A 22,866-nucleotide genomic window follows, 5' to 3' on the forward strand; every position below is an offset into this window, starting at 1 on the left:
TCGATCTGGCGTCCGGGTCAGGGACGGCAGAGGATCTCGCCGTGCAGGATGGCGAACCAGCCGTCGGGCGCGTCGGCCCAGCGGAGCCAGCCGGCGGAGAGGCGCTGCAGGTCGGCGGGGGCGGCGGTGCCGGCGGCGAGGATCTGCCGGGCCATCTCGGAGGCGACGATGCGCTCCGACCACATGGTCCCCCACCAGCGGCGGTCCTCGTCGGTGGCGTAGCACCAGGCGGAGGCGCCGGGCGTGACGTCACCGAACCCCGCGGCCCGCGCCCAGGAGAGCAGGCGGCGACCGGCATCCGGTTCGCCGCCGTTGGCGCGGGCGGTCGCCCGGTAGAGCGCGAGCCATTCGTCGAGCTCGGGTACGGCGGGGTGCCAGGCGAAGCGGTCGTAGTCACTGTCGCGTGCCGCGACCACTCCCCCGGGCCGGCAGACGCGGCGCATCTCGGCGAGCGCGCGGACCGGGTCGCCGACGTGCTGGAGGACCTGGTGGGCGTGGACCACGTCGAACGCGTCGTCGGGGAAGGGCAGATCGTGTACGTCGGCCGTGGTGAAGTCGACAGTCGTGACGCCCCGGGCCTGCGCCTCGGCGCGGGACAGGGAGAGCGCTTCGGCGGTAACCTCGGTGGCGGTGACCCGGCCGGGAGCGACGAGCGCGGCGAGGTCCATGGTGATGGTGCCGGGACCGGCGCCGATGTCGAGCAACGCCTGGCCGGGCCGCAGGTGCGGCAGCAGGTACGCGGCCGAGTTCTCGGCGGTACGCCAGCGGTGGGAGCGCAGCACCGACTCGTGATGACCGTGCGTGTATACAGCTGACATGCTCCGACGATAGACCGGCCGTCTCGCAATTCGGGAGCAGCTTCCCACATTATGGCCACTGCGGGATCACGACGGTACGCGGCTCAGCTGACCCGGGGCGGCCGGTTCTCCTGAATCCACCGCTCGACATCGGCGCGAAGCCAAACCTCACCCTGTTTGAGCTTCGCAACCGGCAGCGGGAAGGTTCGAGACCTGGTGATGGTGTACGTGCGTTGACGGGACAGCGGGCCGCCTGGCTGGCCCAGCATCTCGGCTATCTCAGCGCTGCCGACCAGGTCGATGTCCACACTCTCGCAAGTTAGGCTGCAGGCAACCGCACTTGACGGTTGCCCGTAATTGTTTCACCCTGTTGGGTATGACTGGCAGGGGTGACGGCCGACGGGCCGGGGCGTACAACGGGAGAGCCGCCCGGACGGCGGGCATCAACGCGCAGGCCGGCGGGACGGCCCTGCTGCGGCGGCAGGTGGGACGGTGCCTGGCGGCGTTGCGGTACGAGGCCGGGCTGTCCCAGGACGTCGCCGCCGACAAGCTGCGACGCGGCAACAGCACGCTCTGGCGAATCGAGGCCGGCGACCCGCGGGTGCGCTGGACCGAAGCGGACATGTCAGCGATGTGCCGGCTGTACCGGGCCGACGACGAGACCCGGGAACGGCTGCTCGCCCTCGCGGCGGAGATCGACCGCCCCAGCGGCGGGCGCTGGTGGCACGACGGGCTGGCCGGACTCCGATCGACGCCGACCCGTACCCGGTGTTCGAACAGTCCGCGACGCTCATCCGCTGCTACGGCCAGGCGACGCTGCCGGACCTGCTGCAGACCCCGGGGTACGCCGAGGCGCTGCTGCGCTGCCCGGCCGGTCTGCGCAGCGACGACGACATCGCCGCCCGCCTCGACCAGCTGGCGGCGCGGCAGCGGCACCTGCTGACCCACCCGCATCCGCCGGCGGTGCAGGCGATCGTCGGCGAGGGGGCGCTGCGGCGTACCGTCGGCAACGACGCGACGGCGCGGGCGCAACTCGACCACCTGCGGGCGCTCGCGATCAGGCCGGGGATCTCGGTACGGGTGCTGCCGCTGGCCGGCGGCGCGCACGCCGGCATGACCAACCCGTTCACCCTGCTGCGCTTCGCCGCCGCCACGACGGTCCCCGGACGGCGGCCGGCCGGGTCGGGGCTGGTCCGGCTCGACACCCTGACCGGGACGATGCACCTCGACCAGCCGGCGCACGTCGTTGCGTACGAGCGGGTCTGGTCCGACCTGGCCGCCCGGGCGCAGCCGATACCCGACGGCAACGGGTCGGCAAAGTGACCGAAACCACAGCGGCGTCTACTCCGGGGTGACTCACCAACGGTGAGGCGCACCTAGGGTTCCGCCGCCGCCGGGCAGCCAGGCACGGGCAGCCGGGGACGGGACAGGTCCGAGAGGTGCAGGCGTCGGGCCGCCAGCGTGGCGGGCGGCGTTCCACGGCGGGACAAAAGCCCGGGAGGCAGCCGGATGTCTGGCTGTGCCTCAGCCAGGCCCTCATTCGGAGGTGCCCCGTGGGCTTGCACCACCATCATCACCACAATCACCAGCACCGCGACCAGCAGCCCAGCGACCAACCCGAGCTGCACGGCAACTACGGCCCGGAGGCAGCGTACGCGGTCGCCCGCGAGGCCGAACTGCCCACCACCAAGTGGGAAGAGGAGATCGCCCGGGGCCTGGAGTACGGCCTGCCCGGTGCCGATTCGATCGTCGACAAGCGGATCCCGACGTTCTCCCGTGGCGAGCTGCCGCACTTCGCCGGGATCAACACCTTCCTGAAGGCACCGTACGTCGAGGACGTGCGCCGCTGCGGCGAGTACGACGTGGCGGTGCTCGGCACGCCGTTCGACGGTGGCACGACGTACCGCTCGGGAACCCGGTTCGGGCCGCAGGGTATCCGCAAGATCTCCGCGCTGTACGGGCCGTACTCGTTCGAACTCGGCGTCGACCTGCGCGAGTCGATCACGATCGCCGACCTCGGTGACGTCTTCACCATCCCGGCGAACATCGAGAAGACCTTCGACCAGATCTCCAAGGCGGTCAGCCACGTCTACTCCTCCGGGGCCTTCCCGGTGGTGCTCGGCGGGGACCACTCGATCGGCTACCCGACGGTGCGCGGGGTCGCCGAACACCTCGACGGCAACCTGGGCATCATCCACTTCGACCGGCACGTCGACACCCAGGAGACCGACCTCGACGAGCGGATGCACACCACCCCGTGGTTCCACGCCACCGACATCCCGAACGTGCCGCCGAAGAACCTGGTGCAGATCGGCATCGGCGGCTGGCAGGCGCCCCGCCCCGGGGTCAAGGTCGGCCGGGAACGCGGCACCACGATCATGACGGTCACCGACTGCGTCGAGATGGGCATCGAGGCCGCCGCCGAGAAGGCCCTCGAAGTCGCCTGGGACGGCGCCGAGGCGGTCTGGCTGTCGTTCGACGTGGACTGCCTGGACGCCGCGTTCGTGCCCGGCACCGGCTGGCCCGAACCGGGCGGCTTCCTGCCCCGCGAAGTCCTCAAGTTCATCCAGCTGATCGCCGAACGGCCGTTGGCGGGCATCGAGGTGGTGGAGTGCTCGCCGCCGTACGACAACGCCGAGATCACCTCGCTGATCGCCACCCGGGTCATCTGCGACACCCTCGGCTGTCTGGTCCGCGCCGGGCACCTGCCGCGCCATCGAGCCACTGAGCGCTGAGCCGACGCGGCGCCGATCCCCCGTAGTTTCCCTTCCGCAGGAGGACATAGAGATGCGACGTACCCCCAAATTTTCCCGCCGTTCCACCACCCGGAGGCTGATCGCCGCCGCCTGCGCGACGACGCTGCTGGTGAGCGCCGCCGGCTGCGCCGACGACGACGGTTCCACCACCGACGGCGACGGCTCGACCACCGTACGGCTGGGGTTCAGTGCCTGGCCGGGCTGGTTTCCCTGGCAGGTCGCGCAGGAGCAGGGGCTGTTCGGCGACAACGGCGTCGAGGTCGAGTTGACCTACTTCGACAGCTACACCGACAGTCTGACCGCGCTGGCCACCGGCAATCTGGACGCCAACAGTCAGACCCTCAACGACACCCTGTCGTCGGTGAGCGGTGGCGCAGCGCAGACCGTGGTGCTGGTCAACGACAACTCGACCGGCAACGACCAGATCATCGCCGCGCCCGGGATCGACTCGGTGGCCGATCTGGCCGGCAAACGGATCGCGATCGAGGAGGGTACGGTCGACCACTACCTGCTGCTGTTGGCGTTGGCCGAGGCCGGCCTGAGCGCCGACGACGTCGAGATCAGCCCACTGCTGACCGACGCGGCCGCCGCCGCGTTCCTGGCCGGGCAGGTCGACGCGGTGGGCGCGTTCGCCCCGTTCACCACCACCGCGCTGGGCCGCGAGGGCAGCCGGGCGATCGCCACCTCGGCGGAGCACCCCGGCGCGATCCCGGACCATCTGGTGTTCGACTCGGAGTTCGTGGCCGCGCATCCGGAGCAGGTCCAGGCGGTGGTGGACACCTGGTTCGACACCCTGGACTGGATCGCCGACAACCCGGACGAGGCGGTCGAGATCATGGCGGCGCAGGCCGGGGTCAGCGTCGAGGACTACCGCACGTACGACGCCGGGACGACGATCTTCGACCTGGCCGACAACCAGGCGGCGTTCGAACCGGGCGACACCCCGGCCAACCTGGACTTCCAGGCCCGGTCGATCGCCGAGTTCCTGGTGGCGACCGGTCTGGTGGACGAGGCACCGCCGCTGGACGGGCTGCTCGACGGGCAGTTCGTCGCGGCGGTGTCGCCGTGACCGTCACCCGGGAACCGGCTGCGGCCACCGACCGCGCGGACCGGGCGTCGTGGGGGCCGCTGCCCCGGCGGCGTCCGGCCCGCCGGGTCCCGGCGCTACTGGCCATCCGGACGCCGATCCCGGCGACCGGCCGGTGGACGCTGACCGTCGCCTCGATCGTGGTGCCACTGGCCGCCTGGCAGATCGGCAGCATGCTGGTCGACGGGCAGCCGGACTTCCTGCCGTCGCCGCTGGAGTCGGTGGCCGCCGGGGTGGAGATGGCCCGGACGGGTCAGCTGTGGACCGACACCGCAGCGACCGTCGGCCGGGTGCTGCGCGGTTTCGGCTTGGCGGTGGCGGTGTCGGTGCCGCTCGGACTGCTGATGGGCAGTTTCCAGGCCGGTCGGGCGGCGCTGGAGCCGATGATCGGCCTGCTGCGGTACCTGCCGGCCAGCGCGTTCATCCCGTTGCTGATCATCTGGCTGGGGCTGGGCGAGCCGTCCAAGGTCGCGTTGATCTTCATCGCGACGGTCTTCTTCAATACGTTGATGACCGCCAACGTGGTCCGCACCGTGCCGGCCGGGCTGATCGACGTGTCGTACACCCTCGGCGCCCGCCGGTTCGAGGTGCTGCGCAAGGTGATCGTGCCGCACTCGCTGCCCGGCATGATCGACGCGATCCGGGTCAACGCGGCGGCGGCGTGGAACTTCGTGGTGGTCGCCGAGCTGATCAACGCCCAGTCCGGGCTGGGCTACCGGATCGTCCGGTCGCAGCGGTTCAATCAGCTCGACAACATCTTCGCCGTACTGATCGTGATCGCCCTGATCGGGGTGGCGATCGACCTGGCGCTGCGGACGACCCGCGACCGGGTCGGGAGGTGGGCATCGTGACCGTGACCGAAGGTTCGGTTGCCACTTCGGGCCCAGGCCCGTCGCTGGTGCGCCTCGACGGCGTCGGCAAGGACTTCCGGACCATCGCCGGCGGCTCGCTGCGCGCACTCGACGGCGTGGATCTTACGGTACGTCGGGGCGAGTTCGTCTGCCTGGTCGGCGCATCCGGGTCGGGCAAGTCCACCCTGCTGTCGCTGATCGCCGGGCTGTCCACGCCGAGCCGGGGCACCGTGCTGCTCGACGGTGCGCCGGTCACCGGGCCGGGTCCGGACCGGGGGCTGGTGCTGCAGAGCGGTGCCGTGTATCCGTGGCGGACGGTGGAACGCAACGTCGCGTTCGGGCTGGAGCTGCTGCCGGTCAGTCGGGCCGAACGGGCCCGGCGGGTCGCCTGGTACCTGGCTGAGACCGGGTTGACCGGGCTGCGACACGCGCTGCCGAAGCAGCTCTCCGGCGGGCAGCGACAGCGGGTGGCGATCGCCCGGGCACTGGCCTGCGAACCGCGAGTGCTGCTGCTCGACGAGCCGTTCGGTGCCCTCGATGTGCAGACCAAGGAGGACATGCAGTTGTTCGTCCGCCGGGTGTGGGCCGACACCGGCACCACCGTGGTGATGGTGACCCACGACGTCGAGGAGGCGGTCTTCCTCGGCCAGCGGGTGGTGGTGCTGGCCAGCGACCCGGGCCGGGTCGCCGCCGACCTGCCGGTGCAGCTGCCGCCGGACCGCGACGGCACACCCCGGGACCTGGCCGTGAAACGGCTGCCGGAGTTCCTGACGCTGCGGGCCGAGGTGGAGGACCAGGTCCGCGCCTACCACCAGCGGCACGCCGCCACCGGGTCCGGCGGCTGACGGTGACCGCCGGCTGACGTCGGCCGGGTTCGGCGGCTCGGGCTCAGGCAGGGCCGATCAGGTCCCACCGGTTGCCGGCGATGTCGACGAAGACCACCACCCGGCCGTACGGTTCGGTGCGCGGCACGGTCACGAACCGCACATCGTGGTCCACCATCCGCTGGTACGCGGCCTCGAAGTCGTCCACCCGGAGGAAGAAGCCGACCCGACCGGCCGTCTGGTTGCCAACCGCCGCCCGCTGGCGTCGCCGTCGGCGCGGGCCAGCAGGATGCCGGTCTCGGCACCGGGCGGCCGCACCACCACCCACCGCTTGGGGCGACCGTCGTTGGTCGTCGACGGGGAGTCCTCGACCAGATCGAAGCCGAGGACGGTGGTGAAGAAGTCGATGGCCGGGTCGTAGTCGTCGACGACGATGGCGGTGAGCGAGATGTGCACGCCCGCAGCGTAGGGCTTCAGCGGGCCGGTTCGCGGCGGCGGGCACCGGGGCCGGGGCGGGGAAGTACGTCGCGGGGGTCGGCGACGTCGTGGCCGGCGGCGCAGCGCATCGTGACGCCGACCTCGGCCCCGCAGTCGCGGTGCGCGACGGCGAGCGGGGAGCCGTCCGGGTCGACGCAGTACCGGTCGCCCCACTGCAGCAGGGCGACCAGCACCGGCCACAGGTCGAGGCCCTTGCCGGTGAGCCGGTACTCGTAGCGTTGCCGCTCCCCCGGTTCCTGGTACGGGTGCCGGCGCAGCAGGCCCTGGTCGACCAGCATGGTGAGCCGGTTGGTCAGCACCTGGCGGGGCACGCCGGTGCGCTCGCGCATCTGGTCGAACCGGCGTACGCCGTTGAAGACCTCGCGGAGCACGACGACGGTCCACCGCTCGCCGATGATCTCCATGGTGCGGGCGATGGTGCAGTTGTCGATGGACCAGTCGAGTGCGGTAGGTCTCACCCCGACCAGGCTAGGTCTTGTTGACAGACCTAGCAACCGACTGCCAGGCTGCGTCTATGACACAGACTCAGCAGCCGGCGCCGGACGCGGCGCAGCGCAGCCGCACCTTCTCGTGGACCGACCCCGCCACGGTGCGGCTGGCGGCGTTGAACGGCCTCGACGGGCTGGGCCAGTTACAGGCGATGGCCTCCGGTGAGATCCCCGCCCCACCGGTGATGGTGATGCTGGGCCTCGAAGGCTTGGAGCCCGAGCACGGCCGGGTGGTCACCGTGCTGACTCCGCAGGAGTTCCACTACAACGCCCTGGGCACGGTGCACGGCGGTATCATCTCGACCCTGCTGGACACTGCGGCCGGCTGCGCGGTGCACTCGGTGCTGCCGGCCGGGACGAGCTACACCTCGATCGACCTGAACGTGAAGTTCCTGCGACCGGTGACGCTCGCCTCGGGCACGCTGCGCTGCGAGGGCACCGTGGTGCAGCGCGGTCGGCGCACCGCGTACGCCGAGGCGAAGCTGACCGACGCCGCCGGCCGGCTGACCGCCCACGCCACCTCGTCCTGCCTGCTGTTCGAGCTGCCACCGACCAGCTGACGGCAGGACTGGCCGACCGGTGCCGGCCGGGTCACACCGACAGCAGTTGGCGGACCGACTCGTCGCGCAGGTCCGCCTTGTCGCCGGCCCGGACCACCTCGCCGGCGTCGAGGATGACGAACCGGTCGGCCAGCCGCAGCGCCAGTTCGAGGTACTGCTCGACCAGCAGGATCGCCAGCCCGGCCTCGGTGTGCAGCCGTTCGATCGCCTCCTCGATCTCGATGATGATCGACGGCTGGATGCCTTCGGTCGGTTCGTCGAGCAGCAGCATCTTCGGCCGGGTGACCAGGGCACGGGCGATCGCCAACTGCTGCTGCTGGCCGCCGGAGAGGAACCCGGCCCGGCGGCGCAGCAGCCCGCGCAGCGCCGGGAACAGGTCCAGCGCCTCGTCGACCGCCGCCTTGTCGGTCCGGGCCGCCTCGACCGCCACCTGCAGGTTCTCGGCGACGGTCAGCTGCGGGAACGTCTCGTGGCCCTGCGGGACGTAGCCGAGACCGAGCCGGACCCGTTCGTGGGTGCGCAGCCTGGTGATGTCCCGACCGGCGAACGTCACCCGGCCGGACCGCACCGGCAGCACCCCGGTGATCGCCTTCAGCAGGGTGGTCTTGCCGACCCCGTTGCGGCCCATCACGCAGACCAGCGACCCGGCCGGGGCCTGCAGGTCGACCCCGAACAGCACCTGGGCCCGACCGTACGCGACGTCGAGCGACTCGACGGTCAACATGGCACTCACGACGACGCCTCCTGAGCGGCTGACGGTCCGGCAGCGGTCGACGGGACGGAAACAGCCGACGGTACGGCGGGTTCAGCACCCTCCTCACCGGAGCGCCCCAGGTAGACCTGCTGCACGCGCGGGTCGGCCTGCACCTGAGCGACGGTGCCCTCGCAGAGCAGTCGGCCCTCGTGCAGCACGGTGACGGTGCTGGCGAACCGGCGCAGGAACTCCATGTCGTGTTCGATCACCATCACCGTGTGGTCCTTGGCGACCTCGCGCAGCAGCTCACCGGTGCGGTCCCGCTCGCTGCGGCTCATCCCGGCCACCGGCTCGTCGAGCAGCAGCAGACTGGGCTGCTGCACGATCAGCATGCCAATCTCCAGCCACTGCCGCTGCCCGTGGGAGAGCACCCCGGCCGGCCGGTACGCCAGGTCGGCAAGACCGGTGGTGTCCAGCGCTCGGGACACCTGGTCGGAGACACCGCGCCGGCGGCGCAGCAGGCCGACCATCCGCCGGCGGAAGCTGGCCGCCAGGTCTAGGTTGTCCAGCACGGTGAGCTGCTCGAAGACCACCGACGTCTGGAAGGTCCGGCCGATGCCGAGCCGGACGATCCGGTGCTCACGGCGGCCGACCAGCTCCTGGCCGTTGAACCGCACCGAGCCGGACGCCGGCCGGGTCCGGCCGGTGACCACGTCGATCAGGGTGGTCTTGCCGGCACCGTTGGGGCCGATCAGGAAGCGCAGCTCCCCCGGCTCGACGGTCAGGTCGAGGTCGCTGATCGCCCGGAAGCCGTCGAAGACGACGTCGAGGCCGCGTACCTCCAGCTTGCCGCTCATGGTTTCGCACCCCCGACCCCGACGGTGGTCTCCACCGGTCGCCCGGCGGCGTCGGTGGTGGCACCGTCCGTGCCGGCCGCCGGGGAGACCGGTGCGGTCGGTCCAGCCGGTCCGGCGCGGCCCGGCCAACGGTGCCGCACCGCCGCCCAGCCGTCGGCGAGCAGCCCGGCGAGGCCGCGCGGCGCCCACATCATCACCGCGATGAACAGGCCGCCGAGCAGGTAGAGCCAGCCGGACGGCCACTGTTCGCTGAGCACGGTGCTGCCGTAGTTGAACAGGATCGCCCCGCCGACCGCACCGACCAGGGAGAACCGCCCGCCGATGGCGACCGCGACCAGCATCTCGATCGACGGTACGACGCCGAGGTCGGCCGGGCCGAGGATGCCGACCACCGGCACGAACAGCGCGCCGGCGATCCCGGCCATGGCCGCCGACAGCGCGTACACGATGGTCTTCACCACGGCCGGGTCGTAGCCGAGGAAGCGGACCCGGTCCTCACCGTCGCGGATGGCGACCAGCAGCTTGCCGAACCGGGAGTGGGTGAGCTGCCAGGCGGCGAGGAACACCAGGCCGAGCGCGCCGACGGCGAGGGAGTAGACGATCCGCTTCTGCGTCGGGTCGTACAGGTCGAGGCCGAAGAAGAACTGCACGTTGGTCAGGCCGTTGGTGCCGCCGGTCAGGCCCTGCTGCCCGACCAGCAGGATCACGAAGGCGGCGGCCAGGGCCTGGGACAGTACGGCGAAGTAGGCGCCGCGTACCCGCTGGCGGAACACCAGGGTGCCCAGGATCAGCGCCACCACGGTGGGCAGCACGACCACCATGACCAGGGCGAACGCCGGGTTGCGGAACGGCCCCCAGATGGCCGGTAGGGTCTCCACGCCGCTCCACACCATGAAGTCGGGCAGGTTGCCCTCACCGGCGTCGGTGAGTTTGAGGTGCATGCCCATCGCGTAGCCGCCGAGGCCGAAGAACACGCCCTGCCCGAGGGTCAGCATGCCGCCGCGCCCCCAGGCGAGGTAGATGCCGACCGCGACGATCGCGTAGCAGAGGTACTTGGCCAGTAGGTCGAGCCGGAACGGGCTGAGCACCAGCGGTGCCACGACCAGCAGCAGCACGCCGACGGCGACGAAGCCGACCGGTCCGGGCCAGCGGGCGGCGAAGCGGGTTGCCGGCCGTGCGGCGGGGTCGGTCGTCCGGGCGGCGCTCATGTCAGCGCCCGGGAACGGAGGACGAACATGCCCTGCGGACGGAACTGGAGGAAGGCCACGATCACCGCGAAGACCACCACCTTGGCCAGACTCGCATCGGTCCAGAATTCGACGAAGCTGTTGATCACGCCGAGGGCGACCGCCGCGATCACCGCCCCGCGCAGTTGTCCGAGCCCTCCGGCGACGACGACGAGGAACGCGTCCACGATGTAGTAGGTGCCCAGCGACGGCCCGACCGGGCCGATCAGGGTCAGCGCCACCCCGGCGACGCCGGCCAGGCCGGAGCCGATGAAGAAGGTGAGCTGGTCGACCCGCTGGGTGGCCACCCCGGTCACCGCGGCGAGTTCGCGGTTCTGCATCACCGCCCGCATCCGGCGGCCGTAGGACAGTTTGCTCAGGTAGAGCGAGATCGCCACCACGCAGCCGACCGCGAGGGCCATGATGAAGATCCGGTTGTACGGCAGCTGTACGCCGGCCACGTCGATCCCGCCGGTGAGCCAGCCGGGCGCGGTGACCTGCACGTTCGGCGCACCGAAGATGTCCCGGGCCAGTTGCTGCAGGATCAGGCTGACGCCGAAGGTGAGCAGCAGGGTGTCCAGCGGCCTACCGTAGAACCGCCGGATCACCAGTCGTTCCAGGATCAGGCCCATGGTGCCGGCGATGAGGAACGCGACCGGCAAGGCGGCCGGGACTGCCTGCGCCCCGACCAGCCCCTGCATCATGTACGCGGTGTAGGCGCCCGCCAGGATGAACTCCCCGTGGGCCATGTTGATGACGCCCATCTGTCCGAAGGTGAACGTCAGTCCCAGCGCGATCAGGAGCAGCACCGCTCCGATGCTCGCGCCGATGACCAGTTGGTTGAGTACCGCCATGGCGGGCACCTCCCTCCGCTTGCTACCGACCGGTCAGGACAGGCCTTCGGCCCAGTCGTAGCCGGTCAGGTACGGGTCCGGCTTGATCGGTTCACCGGAGTTCCACACCTCCTGGATCTGGCCGTCGGGCTGCACCACGCCGATCCGGGCCGTCTTGTAGACGTGCTGGTTGTCGCCGTCGATGGTGACGGTGCCTTCCGGGGCCTCGATGCTGATCCCGCCGGCGGCCTCCTTGACCGCCTCGACGTCGGTGCTGCCGGCCGCCTCGACCGCCGCCGCCCACAGGTAGACCGCGTTGTAGCCGGCCTCCATCGGGTCGGAGGTGACCTTCTCCGCCCCGTACTTGGCCTTGAATGCCTCGACGAAGGCGGTGTTCCGCTCGCCTTCGGTGGTCTGGTAGTAGTTCCAGGCCACCAAATGGCCGGCGACGTTGTCCGGGCCGATGCCGACGACCTCCTCCTCGGCGACGCTGACCGACACGGTCGGCATCGTCTCGGCGGTGACGCCGACGCTGGTCAGTTGCTTGAAGAAGGCGACGTTGCTGTCGCCGTTGAGGGTGTTGAACACCGCGTCGGGCTGGGCCTGCTGCAGCTTGTTGACCACGGTGCTGTACTCGGTGTGGCCCAGCGGGGTGTACTCCTCGCCGACGATCTGCATGCCGTTGGCCTCGGCGTACGCGGTGATGATCTTGTTGGCGGTACGTGGGAAGACGTAGTCGCTGCCGACCAGGAAGATCGTCTGATGGCCCTGCTCGGCGAGGTAGTCCAGGGCCGGGACGATCTGCTGGTTGGTGGTGGCCCCGGTGTAGAAGATGTACTCGGAGCTCTCCAGCCCTTCGTACTGCACCGGGTACCACAGCAGCGCCTTGTTGCGTTCGAAGACCGGCAGCATCGCCTTGCGGCTGGCCGACGTCCAGCCACCGAAGACGGTGGCGACCTTGTCCTGGGATATGAGCTTCTGCGCCTTCTCGGCGAAGGTGGGCCAGTCCGACGCGCCGTCCTCGACGACGGGTTCGATCTGCTTGCCCAGCACGCCACCGGCGGCGTTGATCTCCTCGATCGCGAGCAACTCTGCGTCGCGTACGGTGACCTCGCTGATCGCCATGGTGCCGCTCAGCGAGTGCAGGATACCGACCTTGATGGTGTCGGAGTCACCGCCGCCACCGGCCGAGGACGTGGGGTCCTCCGCACAGGCGGTCGCGGCAACCAATGTCGACAATATACAGAGTGCGGCGAGGCCGCCCCGGAAGCGTCGTGGCATCCAACTCCCCTTCAGCCGAAATCGTGGTGCCACGAAACGTAGGGACGCTGGGTTTCATGAATCTCGACCCATCGATTTCCAACGCGTTAAGCCCGTCTCACAACGAACCTGAACGGCTGTGCGGTCAGCAACTAGGACAGACACGGTGGACGGGCTACACACGACGAAGGTCCCGTGGCCGACCAGCCACGGGACCCGTACTCACCGTTCCTGAAGCGCCGCGACGGCACTTACCGGCCGCGGGCGCGCCGTTCCTCCCGCCGGGTCTCGAACCGGGACGCGGCGGTGTCCAGTTGGGTCATCTGCGCGGCGATCTGGTCCCGGGCCGCCTCGCCGTCGGCGTCCAGCCCGGTGACGTTCCAGATGTCCCACTGGCGCAGCACCGGCGCGAGCACCTCGTCGCGGTGCTGACGCAGGTCGTAGATGCCGGCCATGGCGATCGCCACCGACTTTCGGGCGAAGCCCTCGATGCCCACGCCCGGCATCTGGAAGTTGGCGACCACGTCCGCCACCGCCCGCATCGCCTGGCTCGGCGCCAGCTCGAACGCCGCGCCGAGCAGGTTGCGGTAGAACATCATGTGCAGGTTCTCGTCGGCGGCGACCCGGGCCAGCAGCCGCTCGCAGAGCGGGTCACCGGTGGCTCGGCCGGTGTTGCGGTGTGAGATCCGGGTGGCCAGCTCCTGGAACGACACGTACGCCAGCGAGTGCAGCACCTCGTCGTCGTGCTGGTTAACGTACCCGTTGGACATGTGCACCATCCGGGCCCGCTCCAGCTCGACCGGGTCGACCGCCCGGGTGACGGTGAGGTAGTCCCGGATGGCGGTGCCGTGCCGGCCCTCCTCGGCGGTCCACCGGTGCACCCAGGTGCCCCAGGCACCGTCGCGACCGAACAGGGTGGCGATCTCGTGGTGGTACGAGGGCAGGTTGTCCTCGGTGAGCAGGTTGACGATCAACGCGGTACGGGCGACGTCTGGGATCTGCGAGTCCTCCGGCGACCAGGGTTCACCGCCGAGCGGGCCGTCGAAGGTCCGTCCGTCGCTCCACGGCACGTACTCGTGCGGGAACCACTCTTTCGCCAGGCCGAGGTGCCGGTCGAGGTTCTCGGCGACCACCGGTTCGAGCTCGACGAGCAGCGCGGTCTGGGACATCGGGGTGGTGGCGGCGACGGTCAATGACGTTCTCCCTACCGGGGCAACCTACGACAGCGTAACTTACGCAACCGTAGGTTATGTCACGCCGAGCCGCCACTTTCCCCGACGATCTTGCGGCTATCGCCGCCGTATGTCCGCTATGCCGACTTGCCGGACACCGCTGGCCGGAGGTCCACCGACGGCGGTGACCAGGCGTCCGCAGCTGCCGGCACCTGATCCCCCGAGCGGATGTCCTTGACGCTGTCCGGCTCACCGTCGACCCCGAGGAACCAGACGTACGGGATGTCGCGGCGCTGGGCGTACCGGATCTGCTTGCCGAACTTGGCCGCCGACGGTGACACCTCGGTGGCGATTCCCCGCCGACGCAGCGCGTCGGCCACCCGGTTGCCGGTCGGCCGGTCGGACTCGGCCGGCAACGCCACCAGCACACAGGTCGGCACCAGCCGGGAGATCGCCAACGCGTCGGCGCCGAACAGCAGCCCCAGCAGCCGGGACACCCCGATCGAGATGCCGACGCCGGGGAAGCGGTCCGCCCCGGCCGAGGCGAGATCGTCGTAGCGGCCACCCGAGCAGATCGAGCCGAACCGCTCGTACCCCTGCAGCTGGGTCTCGTAGACCGTACCGGTGTAGTAGTCCAGACCCCGGGCGATGCGCAGGTCGGCGACGCACAGGCCGGGCGCGTGCGCGGCCGCCGTCTCCAGCACCGCGACCAGCTCGGTGAGCCCTTCATCGAGCAACGGGTGCTCGACGCCGAGGCCACGTACCGCGTCGGCGACCGAGACGTCCGGCGCGGAGATCTCCGCCAGCGACAGGCAGGCCTTCGCCTGGCTGTCGTTCGCACCGGCCGTCTCGGCCAGTAGCTCGGCCACCCGCTGCGGGCCGACCTTGTCCAGTTTGTCGATCGCCCGCAGCGCCGCATCCGGGTCGGTCAGCCCGATCCCCCGGTAGAAGCCCTCGCAGACCTTGCGGTTGTTCACCTGGATCCGCACCGGCGGGATCGGCAGGCTGGCCAGCGCGTCGCCGATGACCAGCGGCAGCTCGGCCTCGTGGTGCGGGGCCAGCTCGTCGCGGTCGACGATGTCGATGTCGGCCTGCAGGAACTCGCGGTAGCGGCCCTCCTGCGGCCGTTCGCCGCGCCACACCTTCTGAATCTGGTAGCGGCGGAACGGGAACTGCAGTTTGCCGGCGTTCTCCAGCACGTAGCGGGCGAACGGCACGGTCAGGTCAAAGTGCAGCCCGAGGGCGTCGTCACCGGCCTCGGCACCCGGATCGGCCTGCAGCCGGCGCAGCAGGTAGACCTCCTTCGAGGTTTCCCCCTTGCGCAGCAGCTGGTCCAGCGGCTCCACCGCGCGGGTCTCCAGCGGCGCGAACCCGTACAGCTCGAAGGTGTGCCGCAGCCGGTCGATGACGTACTGCTCGATCATCCGCTGCGGGGGCGACCACTCCGGGAAGCCGGAGATCGGCCTGGGCTTGCTCATCAAGGTGTCCTTGTCACAGTCCGGTACGTCGGGCCGAGGCGGCGGTGCAGCCGCCGGCAGCCTCGTGCGGGTGGGGCGCGGCCGCGCGGGCGACCTCCTGGAGATACGGGTTGCTCATGCGCTCCCGGCCGATGGTGGTGGCCGGGCCGTGGCCGGGCAGCACCACGGTGTCGTCGGCCAACGGCAGAACCTTGTCGCGCAAGCTGGTCAACATCGTCGGCATACTGCCGCCGGGCAGATCGGTACGGCCGATCGAGCCGGCGAACAGCACGTCACCGGAGAGGCAGACCTGCTCGGCCTCCCAGGCCGAGCCGGCGCCGGGCAGCCGGAGCAGCACCGAGCCTCCGGTGTGGCCGGGGGCGTGGTCGACAGTGATCTCCAACCCGGCGAGCACCAGCGTGGCACCGTCGGTCAACTCGGCCACGTCGTCCGGTTCGCTGTACGGCAGCCGGCCGCCGAACATCGCCGCCAGGTCCGCCGACAGGCCCTTGGCCGGGTCGGCCAGCAACTCCCGGTCGCCCGGATGCACGTACGCGGTGATGCCACGCGCCCCACAGACCGGCGCGACCGAGAAGGTGTGGTCAACATGGCCGTGGGTGAGCAGCACCGCCGCCGGATGCAGCCGGTGCTCGGCCAGCACCTGGTCCAGCTGGTCGAGCACCCCGATGCCGGGATCGACGACGACGCACTGCTCGCCCGGCCCGGCGGCCACCACGTAGCAGTTGGTGCCGAACGCCTGCGCCGGGAAGCCGGTGATGAGCACGCCTCTCCTCTCGGTAGGCCGGCCCGCGCGGGCCGCCGGAATCGTCTCCTCGTCGAGCCTAGCCGCCAGGACACGCCGGGCCGCCAGGGCACACCCGCCGGCCCTGCCCAGGCCGTGACGGCAGCGATGATCTCCGATTGGATACGGAGCGGACCTCGTACAACAATTTCCCAGCCGATACCCGTACACTCTTGCGGGCGTGTGGCGTGGCGCACCGCAATGGCGCCCGGGTCCGGCACGCCCTCCGCAGGACACGTACCGACCCGCCGCACGGCGCAGGGATTGATCAGGAAAGGGGAGCGCGGGTGGCCTCCAGCAGGGACCGGCAGCGCAAATTGGCGCGGGCGAAGCTCGACCGGCAGATGGCCCGGCGTGCCGCCGCGGCCCGGCGCAAGCGGCGGATCCGCGCCGGCGTGGGCGCCGGCCTCGCGCTGCTGCTCATCGCCGGCGGCTCGGCCTGGGCGCTCGGTGCCTTCGAGGGCGAGCCGGAAACTCCGGAGGCCGCCGGCATCTGCACCTGGACCCCGCAGGACACGGCCGCCAACAGCAACCTCACCGACGTCGGCACGCCGGAGACCACCGACCCGCCGCACCGCGGGGTCCAGCCGATGACGATCACCACCAACCAGGGTGAGCCGATCACCGTCGAGCTCGACCTGGCCGCCGCACCGTGCGCCGCCGCCAACTTCACCCACCTGGCCAGCCGCAACTTCTTTGACGACACGACCTGCCACGAGATCACCGACGAGGGCGCGATCCTGTGCGGCGACCCGAGCGGCACCGGGCAGGGCGGGCCGACGTACTCGTACTACAGCGAGAACGTGCCAGTCTCGCCGCAGCTGGACCCGTCGGCCGACCCGACGGAGGAGCTGGCCGACCATCCGCCGCTCTACCCGGCCGGCACGGTCGTCGCGGTCGGTGTGCCGCAGGGCACCAACGGCAGCCAGTTCAAGATCTTTTTTGAGGACTACACCACCGAGTTCCCCTCGTACCCGATCATCGGCAAGGTGACCTCGGGGATGGACACGGTCGAGGCGATCGGTGCGCTCCCACTGGTCAACAACGCCGCCGGCGCCCAGGTGAAGCCGGAGACCGACGTGGTCATCCAGAGCCTGACCGTCGGCGAGCCGATCGGGGCCGACGAGACCGAGGCGACCCCGTCGACCGACCCGAGCGCGTCGGCACCGGCGACCACCACCGACCCGTCGGCCACCGAGCCGGACGCGGAGGGCGCCGACGGCACCGCCGGCCAGTCCTGACCAGACCAGACAACCCGAATCCAGGAGGATCCACCGTGACGTCGACCAGGGAGCGGCAGCGTGCCGCGGCTCGGGCCCGCCTCGAAAAGGAGATGGCCCAGCGCGCCGAGGCGGCCCGCAAGCGCCGCCAGTTGCAGGCCGGCATCGGTGCCGGCGTCGCCCTGCTGCTCGTGGCCGCGGGCACGGTGTGGCTGGTCGCCAGCCTCGGGGACGACGAGACCGAAACCACGCCCCAGGCCGACGGCGGCGACGCCGGCGTGACCTGCGTGTGGAACGAGATCCCCACCGAGCAGCGCCGTGAGACGACCGTGGACGTCGGCGTGCCGCCGACCACCACGCCGCCGGACACCGGCACCCAGGTGATGACCCTGGACACCAACTTCGGTGAGATCCAGGTGGAGATGGACCTGGCCGAGGTGCCGTGCACGGCGGCCAGCTTCAGCCACCTGGCCAGCCAGGGGTTCTGGGACAACACCAAGTGCCACCGGATGTTCCCCGGCATGCTGCAGTGCGGTGACCCGAGTGCCAGCGGCGAAGGCTACCGGGACACCGACGGCACCGGCGGGCCCGGCTACCAGTTCGCCAACGAGAACCTGCCGGTCGACGACCGGCCCGCCTACCCGGCCGGGGTGGTGGCGATGGCCAACAGCGGCCCGGACACCAATGGCAGCCAGTTCTTCTTCATCTATCAGGACGTCGAGCTCAGCCCGGACTACACCGTGCTCGGCCGGGTCACCGAGGGCCTCGACGTCATCCAGGAGGCCACCGAGGCCGGTCACGACGGCGCGTTCGAGCCGTCGCCCGGCGGCGGCCACCCCAACAACGACATCCTGATCAACTCGTTGACGGTGAGCGAGCCGCAGTAGTCCACCGGGTTCGGCGGCCGGCAGCGCCGCCGAGCCCGCTGAGCCGGTACCAGTGCGTCAGGGCATCACCCGATGCCCTGACGCATTGCTGTCAGGTGCCGGAGGTGACCCGGTAGGCGTCGAAGACGCCGTCGACCTTGCGGACCGCGTTGAGCAGATGACCGAGGTGCTTCGGGTCGGCCATCTCGAACGAGAAACGGCTGACCGCCACCCGGTCCCGGGTGGTGGTCACAGTGGCCGACAGGATGTTCACTCGTTCCTCGGAGAGCATCCTGGTCACGTCGGCCAGCAGCTTGTGTCGGTCGAGCGCCTCGACCTGAATGGCGACGAGGAACGTCGACGCCGAAGTCAACTTCCAGGTGACCTCGACCAGTCGCTCCTGCTGCGCCTTGAGTTCGGCCGCGTTGAAGCAGTCGTCGCGGTGCACACTGACGCCGCCGGACCGGGTGACGAAGCCGAACACCGTATCCGGCGGGACCGGGGTGCAGCAGCGGGCTAGTTTGATCCAGACGTCGGTGACACCGCGTACCACCACGCCGGGGTCGGCGCCGTTGTGCCGCGCCCGGGGCGGGCGGGTCGCGACGGCCGACTCGGCCAGGTCCTCGGCGGCCCCTTCCTCACCACCGAGGCTGACCATCAGCCGCTGCACCACCGACTGCGCGGACACCTGGCTGTCGCCAACCGCCGCGTACAGCGCGGCGACGTCGGCCAGGTGCAGGTCACGGGCGATCGCCATCAACGAGTCGGTAGTGAGCATCCGCTGCAACGGCATGCCCTGCTTGCGCATCGCCTTGGCGATCGCGTCCTTGCCGGTCTCGATCGCCTCCTCGCGGCGTTCCTTGTTGAAGTACTGCCGAATCTTGGTGCGGGCCCGTGGGCTCTTGACGAAGCCCAGCCAGTCCTGGGTCGGACCGGCGGTCGCCGACTTGGAGGTGAAAATCTCGATGACGTCGCCGTTGGACAGCGTCGACTCCAACGGCACCAGCTTGCCGTTGACCCGCGCCCCGATGCACTTGTGCCCCACCTCGGTGTGCACGGCGTAGGCAAAGTCGACCGGCGTGGAACTGGTGGGCAGCGGGATCACGTCGCCCTTGGGGGTGAAGACGTAAACCTCCTGGCTGGACAGGTCGAATCGCAGCGCGTCGAGGAACTCGCTCGGGTCGCTCGCCTCCCGCTGCCAGTCGAGCAGTTGCCGCAGCCAGGTCATCTCGTCGATGTGCGCCGGCGGGCCGACGACAGTGGCGCCCTTCTGCTCCTTGTACTTCCAGTGCGCGGCGATGCCGAACTCGGCGGTGCGGTGCATCGCGTACGTGCGGATCTGCATCTCCACCGGCTTGCCGGTGGGCCCGATCACCGTGGTGTGCAGCGACTGGTACATGTTGAACTTCGGCATCGCGATGTAGTCCTTGAACCGGCCGGGGACCGGCTGCCAGTTCGCGTGGATCACGCCGAGCGCCGCATAGCAGTCGCGGACCGTGTCGACCAGGATGCGTACGCCGACCAGGTCGTAGATGTCGTTGAAGTCCCGCCCCCGGACGATCATCTTCTGGTAGATCGAGTAGAGGTGCTTCGGCCGGCCGGTGACCTCCGCCCTGATCTTCGCGGCGCGCAGGTCGACCTGCACCTTCTGGGTCACCTTGCGCAGCTGGGTGTCGCGCTGCGGCTGGTGCTCCCCGATCAGCCGGTTGATCTCCTCGTACCGTTTCGGGAACAGCGTGCCGAAGGCCAGATCCTCCAACTCCCACTTCACGGTGTTCATACCGAGCCGGTGGGCCAGCGGCGCCAGGATCTCCAGGGTCTCCTTGGCCTTCTGCTCCTGCTTCGCCTTGGGCAGGAAGGTCAGCGTCCGCATGTTGTGCAGCCGGTCGGCGAGTTTGATCACCAGGACCCGGGGGTCCTTTGCCATCGCCACCACCATCTTGCGGATGGTCTCGGCCTTGGCCGCGTCGCCCAGCTTGACCCGGTCGAGCTTGGTGACCCCGTCGACCAGCAGTGCCACCTCACCGCCGAAGTCGGCGCGCATCTCGTCGAGGGTGTAGTCGGTGTCCTCGATCGTGTCGTGCAGCAGCGCGGCGACCAGCGTCGTGGTGTCCATGCCGAGATTGGCGAGGATGGTGGCGACCGCCAACGGATGCGTGATGTACGGATCGCCGGATTTGCGGTACTGCCCGGAGTGCCACTTGGAGGCCATCTCGAAGGCACGCTGCAGCACCCGCGGATCGGCCTTCGGATGGCTCTGCTGATGGGTGGCGATCAGCGGTTCCAGCACCTCGGGGATGTGCGGCGCCTGCCAGGGGGAGTTGAACCGGGCCAGCCGGGCCCGTACCCGACGCCCGGTCGGCGCACCGTTGAAGCCGAAACCGTTGCCGGCCGCTGCCGCGCCGGGGTGGTCGACCGCACCATTCGCCGCCGGAGACCCCGCGCCGTTCGCCGCCGCAGGTGCGGCGCCGCGCTCGCCAGCGACGTCGGGGCCGCCCGAATTGACGGCAGAGCTGGGCGCCTCGTCGTTGGTCACGCCCGCAGTGGGGTTGACCTCGCCAGTCGGATGCACAGTGCCCTCCATGGAAGGAGCGACGACGTCGGGGGACACCGGCCTCCCTCACCTCTGCCGGAACTCAGCCGACCGTATCGGGCTGAGCTGCTACCGCGCTAGCCAGGAGACAGCGCCCCTGACTGACAGGGACCGCAATACTACCCGTCCAGACGGTGCTGTGCCCGGCGGCCGAGCGGCTCGGTCGGCCGGCTCACACCCGCCACACGGCGTGCACCGACCGGGGCGAGAGCCGGTCCCGCCCGGCGAGGAAACCCAGCTCCAGCAGGACGGTGAAGCCCACCACCGTGCCACCGGCCCGGTCGACCAGGTCCAGGGTAGCGGCGGCGGTTCCGCCGGTGGCCAGCACGTCGTCGACCACCAGGACCCGCTGACCGGCGGTGAAGGCGTCCTGATGCACCTCCAGGACCGCCTCGCCGTACTCCAACGCGTACGAGGCGGAGAACGATGCCCGGGGCAGCTTGCCGGCCTTGCGGACCGGAACCACCCCGGTGCCGGTGGCGTACGCGATCGCCGCTGCCAGCACGAAACCCCGCGCCTCGATGCCGGCGACCACGTCGAAGGAGTCCGCTCCGTGGTGGGCGATGATCCGGTCGGTGATCTCCCGGAACGCCGGCCCGTCGGCGAACAGCGGCATCAGGTCCTTGAAGACGATGCCAGGTTTGGGGAAGTCCGGTACGTCGATCACCCGACTGGCCACCAGCGCGGCCGTCTCGGCCCCACTGTCCCCGACGATCACTGCCTCGGTCTCCGTCACCTTGCGCCCTTTCCGTGCCGGATGGGACCGGTGGTGTTCCGGCGGCGACAGTGCCTCCGGAACACCACCGAGGGAATCGTCAGCGACGCTTCGCGCCGCTGGGGCGCTTACGGCCCCCGCCGCCGGGTCGGCCGCCGCGACCGCCGCCGGACTGGCGCTTGCCGGCCGGCCGGGCACCGGCCTTCGGCGCGGTGCCGGCCAGGGCGGCGTCGGCGGCGGGCTCGACCTCGGCCGGCTCGTCGCCCGCCGTCGTGGTCGAGGCACCGGCGCTGGTACGCGACCGCTTCGGCGCCCTGTCCCGCTCCGCCAGCGAGGACCGCTTGGCCTGCACCCGCTGGGTGTGCAGCTTGTACTTCGGCTCCTGCTCCTTGAGCACCGTCACCAGCGGCGAGGAAACGAAGATCGACACGAAGAAGGCCGCGCCCATGCCGACGAACAGCACCAGGCCGAGGTCCTTGAGCGTGCCGGCGCCGAGCAGCCCGGCGCCGATGAACAGCAGCCCGCCGACCGGCAGCAACGCGACGATCGACGTGTTGATCGACCGCATCAGGGTCTGGTTGACCGCGAGGTTGGCGGCCTCACCGTACGTCTGGCTGCTGCCGCCGGTGACGCCCCGGGTGTTCTCCTGGATCTTGTCGAAGACCACCACGACGTCGTAGAGGGCGAAGCCGAGGATGGTCAGGAAGCCGATGATCGTCGACGGGGTGACCTCGAAGCCGGAGGCCGAGTAGATGCCGGCGGTCAGCAGCAGGTCGAGCACCAGGCCGGCGACGGCCGCGATCGCCATCCGGTACTCGAACCGCAGCACCAGGTAGATGGTGACCAGCACCATGAAGACCAGCAGACCGAGCAACGCCCGCTGGGTGACCTGGCTACCCCAGGCACCGCTGACCCGACTGTCGCTGATCGCCGCCTGCTCGATCCCGAGCCGCTCGGCGAGACCCTGCTTGAACGCTTCGGTCTGCTCCGAGGTGAGCTCTGCGGTCCGGAACAGGTAGGTGGTACCGCCGACCTCCTGGCCGGAGACCACCTCGAGCGGCTCCTCGGTGTCGAGCTCGGCGAGCTCGGCGTCGAGGGCGTCCTCGGCCTGCAGCAGGGTGCCGACGCTCGCCGGCACCTGGAACTCGTTGCCACCGCGGAAGTCGATGCCGAGGTTGAAGCCCCGGATCGCGACGCTCGCGATCGCGAGGACCACGACCACCGCGGCGATCACGAACCAGGTGTTGCGCCGTCTGACGATCGGAAGGTTGGCCTCACCCCGGTAGAGGCGTCCGGCGAAACCGCTCATG

The 22,866-nt window shown here is 70.3% G+C and carries 22 protein-coding genes and 2 pseudogenes; 9 read left to right on the forward strand and 15 right to left on the reverse strand.

The genetic code is table 11. From position 1 onward, the window contains the following. Nucleotides 1-17 precede the first annotated feature (17 nt). Both ACFHW1_RS16040 and ACFHW1_RS16045 read right to left on the reverse strand, forming a co-directional pair. Nucleotides 18-818, reverse strand: coding sequence for a class I SAM-dependent methyltransferase (locus tag ACFHW1_RS16040; protein ID WP_416615673.1), 801 nt, complete (start codon nt 816-818; stop codon nt 18-20). A gap of 83 nt (nt 819-901) precedes the next feature. Beyond that, a complete protein-coding gene (locus tag ACFHW1_RS16045) occupies nt 902-1,105 on the reverse strand; it encodes a hypothetical protein (protein WP_348650086.1) in 204 nt (67 codons plus the stop codon). A 68-nt stretch (nt 1,106-1,173) separates the two neighbouring features. Here ACFHW1_RS16045 and ACFHW1_RS16050 point away from each other — a divergent pair. From ACFHW1_RS16050 to ACFHW1_RS16075, 6 genes and pseudogenes are all read left to right on the forward strand, one after another. Beyond that, nucleotides 1,174-1,461, forward strand: a pseudogene (locus ACFHW1_RS16050) (helix-turn-helix domain-containing protein); the annotation flags it as partial. Between the two features lie 56 nt (nt 1,462-1,517). Beyond that, a complete protein-coding gene (locus tag ACFHW1_RS16055; protein WP_416615674.1) occupies nt 1,518-2,120 on the forward strand; it encodes a DUF5753 domain-containing protein in 603 nt (200 codons plus the stop codon). 230 nt (nt 2,121-2,350) lie between these two features. Further along, a complete protein-coding gene (locus ACFHW1_RS16060; protein WP_416567711.1) occupies nt 2,351-3,532 on the forward strand; it encodes an agmatinase family protein in 1,182 nt (393 codons plus the stop codon). Nucleotides 3,533-3,584: 52 nt separating this feature from the next. Then, nucleotides 3,585-4,622 (forward strand): aliphatic sulfonate ABC transporter substrate-binding protein, encoded by a 1,038-nt coding sequence (locus ACFHW1_RS16065; RefSeq protein WP_416556780.1) that lies wholly within the window; start codon nt 3,585-3,587, stop codon nt 4,620-4,622. Then, nucleotides 4,619-5,491: an ABC transporter permease gene (locus tag ACFHW1_RS16070; protein ID WP_282230397.1), complete on the forward strand. Its 873-nt coding sequence runs from the start codon at nt 4,619-4,621 to the stop codon at nt 5,489-5,491. Before ACFHW1_RS16065 ends, ACFHW1_RS16070 begins: the two co-directional genes overlap by 4 nt. Further along, a complete protein-coding gene (locus ACFHW1_RS16075; protein WP_416556781.1) occupies nt 5,488-6,336 on the forward strand; it encodes an ABC transporter ATP-binding protein in 849 nt (282 codons plus the stop codon). The genes ACFHW1_RS16070 and ACFHW1_RS16075 overlap by 4 nt, the downstream gene beginning before the upstream one ends. A gap of 43 nt (nt 6,337-6,379) precedes the next feature. On the opposite strand, the pseudogene ACFHW1_RS16080 reads toward ACFHW1_RS16075, so the two are convergent. Both ACFHW1_RS16080 and ACFHW1_RS16085 read right to left on the reverse strand, forming a co-directional pair. Beyond that, nucleotides 6,380-6,771 (reverse strand): annotated as a pseudogene (locus ACFHW1_RS16080) (VOC family protein). A 17-nt stretch (nt 6,772-6,788) separates the two neighbouring features. Continuing rightward, a complete protein-coding gene (locus ACFHW1_RS16085) occupies nt 6,789-7,271 on the reverse strand; it encodes a winged helix-turn-helix transcriptional regulator (protein WP_416556782.1) in 483 nt (160 codons plus the stop codon). 56 nt (nt 7,272-7,327) lie between these two features. Here ACFHW1_RS16085 and ACFHW1_RS16090 point away from each other — a divergent pair, with 56 nt between their 5' ends. Continuing rightward, nucleotides 7,328-7,861, forward strand: a complete 534-nt coding sequence (locus ACFHW1_RS16090) for a PaaI family thioesterase (RefSeq protein ID WP_281554496.1) — start codon at nt 7,328-7,330, stop codon at nt 7,859-7,861. Between the two features lie 31 nt (nt 7,862-7,892). Here the strand turns inward: ACFHW1_RS16090 and urtE are convergent, their stop codons facing one another. From urtE to ACFHW1_RS16130, 8 genes are all read right to left on the reverse strand, one after another. Beyond that, nucleotides 7,893-8,585: an urea ABC transporter ATP-binding subunit UrtE gene (urtE, locus tag ACFHW1_RS16095; RefSeq protein WP_282234643.1), complete on the reverse strand. Its 693-nt coding sequence runs from the start codon at nt 8,583-8,585 to the stop codon at nt 7,893-7,895. 5 nt (nt 8,586-8,590) lie between these two features. Next, on the reverse strand, nt 8,591-9,412 hold the full coding sequence (gene urtD, locus ACFHW1_RS16100; RefSeq protein ID WP_416556784.1) for an urea ABC transporter ATP-binding protein UrtD: 822 nt from the start codon (nt 9,410-9,412) through the stop codon (nt 8,591-8,593). After that, on the reverse strand, nt 9,409-10,620 hold the full coding sequence (gene urtC, locus ACFHW1_RS16105; protein WP_416615675.1) for an urea ABC transporter permease subunit UrtC: 1,212 nt from the start codon (nt 10,618-10,620) through the stop codon (nt 9,409-9,411). Before urtC ends, urtD begins: the two co-directional genes overlap by 4 nt. Then, nucleotides 10,617-11,492, reverse strand: coding sequence for an urea ABC transporter permease subunit UrtB (gene urtB, locus ACFHW1_RS16110; protein WP_416556786.1), 876 nt, complete (start codon nt 11,490-11,492; stop codon nt 10,617-10,619). The genes urtC and urtB overlap by 4 nt, the downstream gene beginning before the upstream one ends. Nucleotides 11,493-11,525: 33 nt before the next feature. Then, a complete protein-coding gene (urtA, locus tag ACFHW1_RS16115) occupies nt 11,526-12,701 on the reverse strand; it encodes an urea ABC transporter substrate-binding protein (protein WP_416615676.1) in 1,176 nt (391 codons plus the stop codon). Between the two features lie 281 nt (nt 12,702-12,982). After that, nucleotides 12,983-13,900: an acyl-ACP desaturase gene (locus ACFHW1_RS16120; RefSeq protein ID WP_416556812.1), complete on the reverse strand. Its 918-nt coding sequence runs from the start codon at nt 13,898-13,900 to the stop codon at nt 12,983-12,985. A 140-nt stretch (nt 13,901-14,040) separates the two neighbouring features. After that, a complete protein-coding gene (hisS, locus tag ACFHW1_RS16125) occupies nt 14,041-15,381 on the reverse strand; it encodes a histidine--tRNA ligase (protein ID WP_416556787.1) in 1,341 nt (446 codons plus the stop codon). Between the two features lie 13 nt (nt 15,382-15,394). Next, entirely contained in the window at nt 15,395-16,144 is a 750-nt protein-coding gene (locus ACFHW1_RS16130) for an MBL fold metallo-hydrolase (protein WP_416556788.1), read from the reverse strand. A 305-nt stretch (nt 16,145-16,449) separates the two neighbouring features. Here ACFHW1_RS16130 and ACFHW1_RS16135 point away from each other — a divergent pair, with 305 nt between their 5' ends. Continuing rightward, complete coding sequence (locus ACFHW1_RS16135) at nt 16,450-17,403, forward strand: peptidylprolyl isomerase (protein WP_416556789.1); 954 nt, start codon at nt 16,450-16,452, stop codon at nt 17,401-17,403. Between the two features lie 35 nt (nt 17,404-17,438). Next, on the forward strand, nt 17,439-18,269 hold the full coding sequence (locus ACFHW1_RS16140; RefSeq protein WP_416556790.1) for a peptidylprolyl isomerase: 831 nt from the start codon (nt 17,439-17,441) through the stop codon (nt 18,267-18,269). 91 nt (nt 18,270-18,360) lie between these two features. Here the strand turns inward: ACFHW1_RS16140 and ACFHW1_RS16145 are convergent, their stop codons facing one another. From ACFHW1_RS16145 to secF, 3 genes are all read right to left on the reverse strand, one after another. Beyond that, on the reverse strand, nt 18,361-20,832 hold the full coding sequence (locus ACFHW1_RS16145; protein WP_416556814.1) for a RelA/SpoT family protein: 2,472 nt from the start codon (nt 20,830-20,832) through the stop codon (nt 18,361-18,363). A gap of 181 nt (nt 20,833-21,013) precedes the next feature. Continuing rightward, entirely contained in the window at nt 21,014-21,577 is a 564-nt protein-coding gene (locus tag ACFHW1_RS16150; RefSeq protein WP_416556791.1) for an adenine phosphoribosyltransferase, read from the reverse strand. 79 nt (nt 21,578-21,656) lie between these two features. Further along, nucleotides 21,657-22,865 (reverse strand): protein translocase subunit SecF, encoded by a 1,209-nt coding sequence (secF, locus tag ACFHW1_RS16155; RefSeq protein ID WP_416556792.1) that lies wholly within the window; start codon nt 22,863-22,865, stop codon nt 21,657-21,659. Between the last annotated feature and the right edge of the window lies 1 nt (nt 22,866).

The organism is Micromonospora sp. LOL_014 (assembly GCF_048060245.1).
GTDB lineage: Bacteria > Actinomycetota > Actinomycetes > Mycobacteriales > Micromonosporaceae > Micromonospora_E.

Coding starts and splice junctions, on each gene's coding strand:
- ACFHW1_RS16040 (WP_416615673.1), bottom strand. CDS start 818: ATGTCAGCTGTATACACGCACGGTCATCACGAGTCGGTGCTGCGCTCC.
- ACFHW1_RS16065 (WP_416556780.1), top strand. CDS start 3,585: ATGCGACGTACCCCCAAATTTTCCCGCCGTTCCACCACCCGGAGGCTG.
- ACFHW1_RS16090 (WP_281554496.1), top strand. CDS start 7,328: ATGACACAGACTCAGCAGCCGGCGCCGGACGCGGCGCAGCGCAGCCGC.
- urtE (WP_282234643.1), bottom strand. CDS start 8,585: ATGTTGACCGTCGAGTCGCTCGACGTCGCGTACGGTCGGGCCCAGGTG.
- urtD (WP_416556784.1), bottom strand. CDS start 9,412: ATGAGCGGCAAGCTGGAGGTACGCGGCCTCGACGTCGTCTTCGACGGC.
- urtC (WP_416615675.1), bottom strand. CDS start 10,620: ATGAGCGCCGCCCGGACGACCGACCCCGCCGCACGGCCGGCAACCCGC.
- urtB (WP_416556786.1), bottom strand. CDS start 11,492: ATGGCGGTACTCAACCAACTGGTCATCGGCGCGAGCATCGGAGCGGTG.
- ACFHW1_RS16120 (WP_416556812.1), bottom strand. CDS start 13,900: ATGTCCCAGACCGCGCTGCTCGTCGAGCTCGAACCGGTGGTCGCCGAG.
- hisS (WP_416556787.1), bottom strand. CDS start 15,381: ATGAGCAAGCCCAGGCCGATCTCCGGCTTCCCGGAGTGGTCGCCCCCG.
- ACFHW1_RS16145 (WP_416556814.1), bottom strand. CDS start 20,832: ATGGAGGGCACTGTGCATCCGACTGGCGAGGTCAACCCCACTGCGGGC.
- secF (WP_416556792.1), bottom strand. CDS start 22,865: ATGAGCGGTTTCGCCGGACGCCTCTACCGGGGTGAGGCCAACCTTCCG.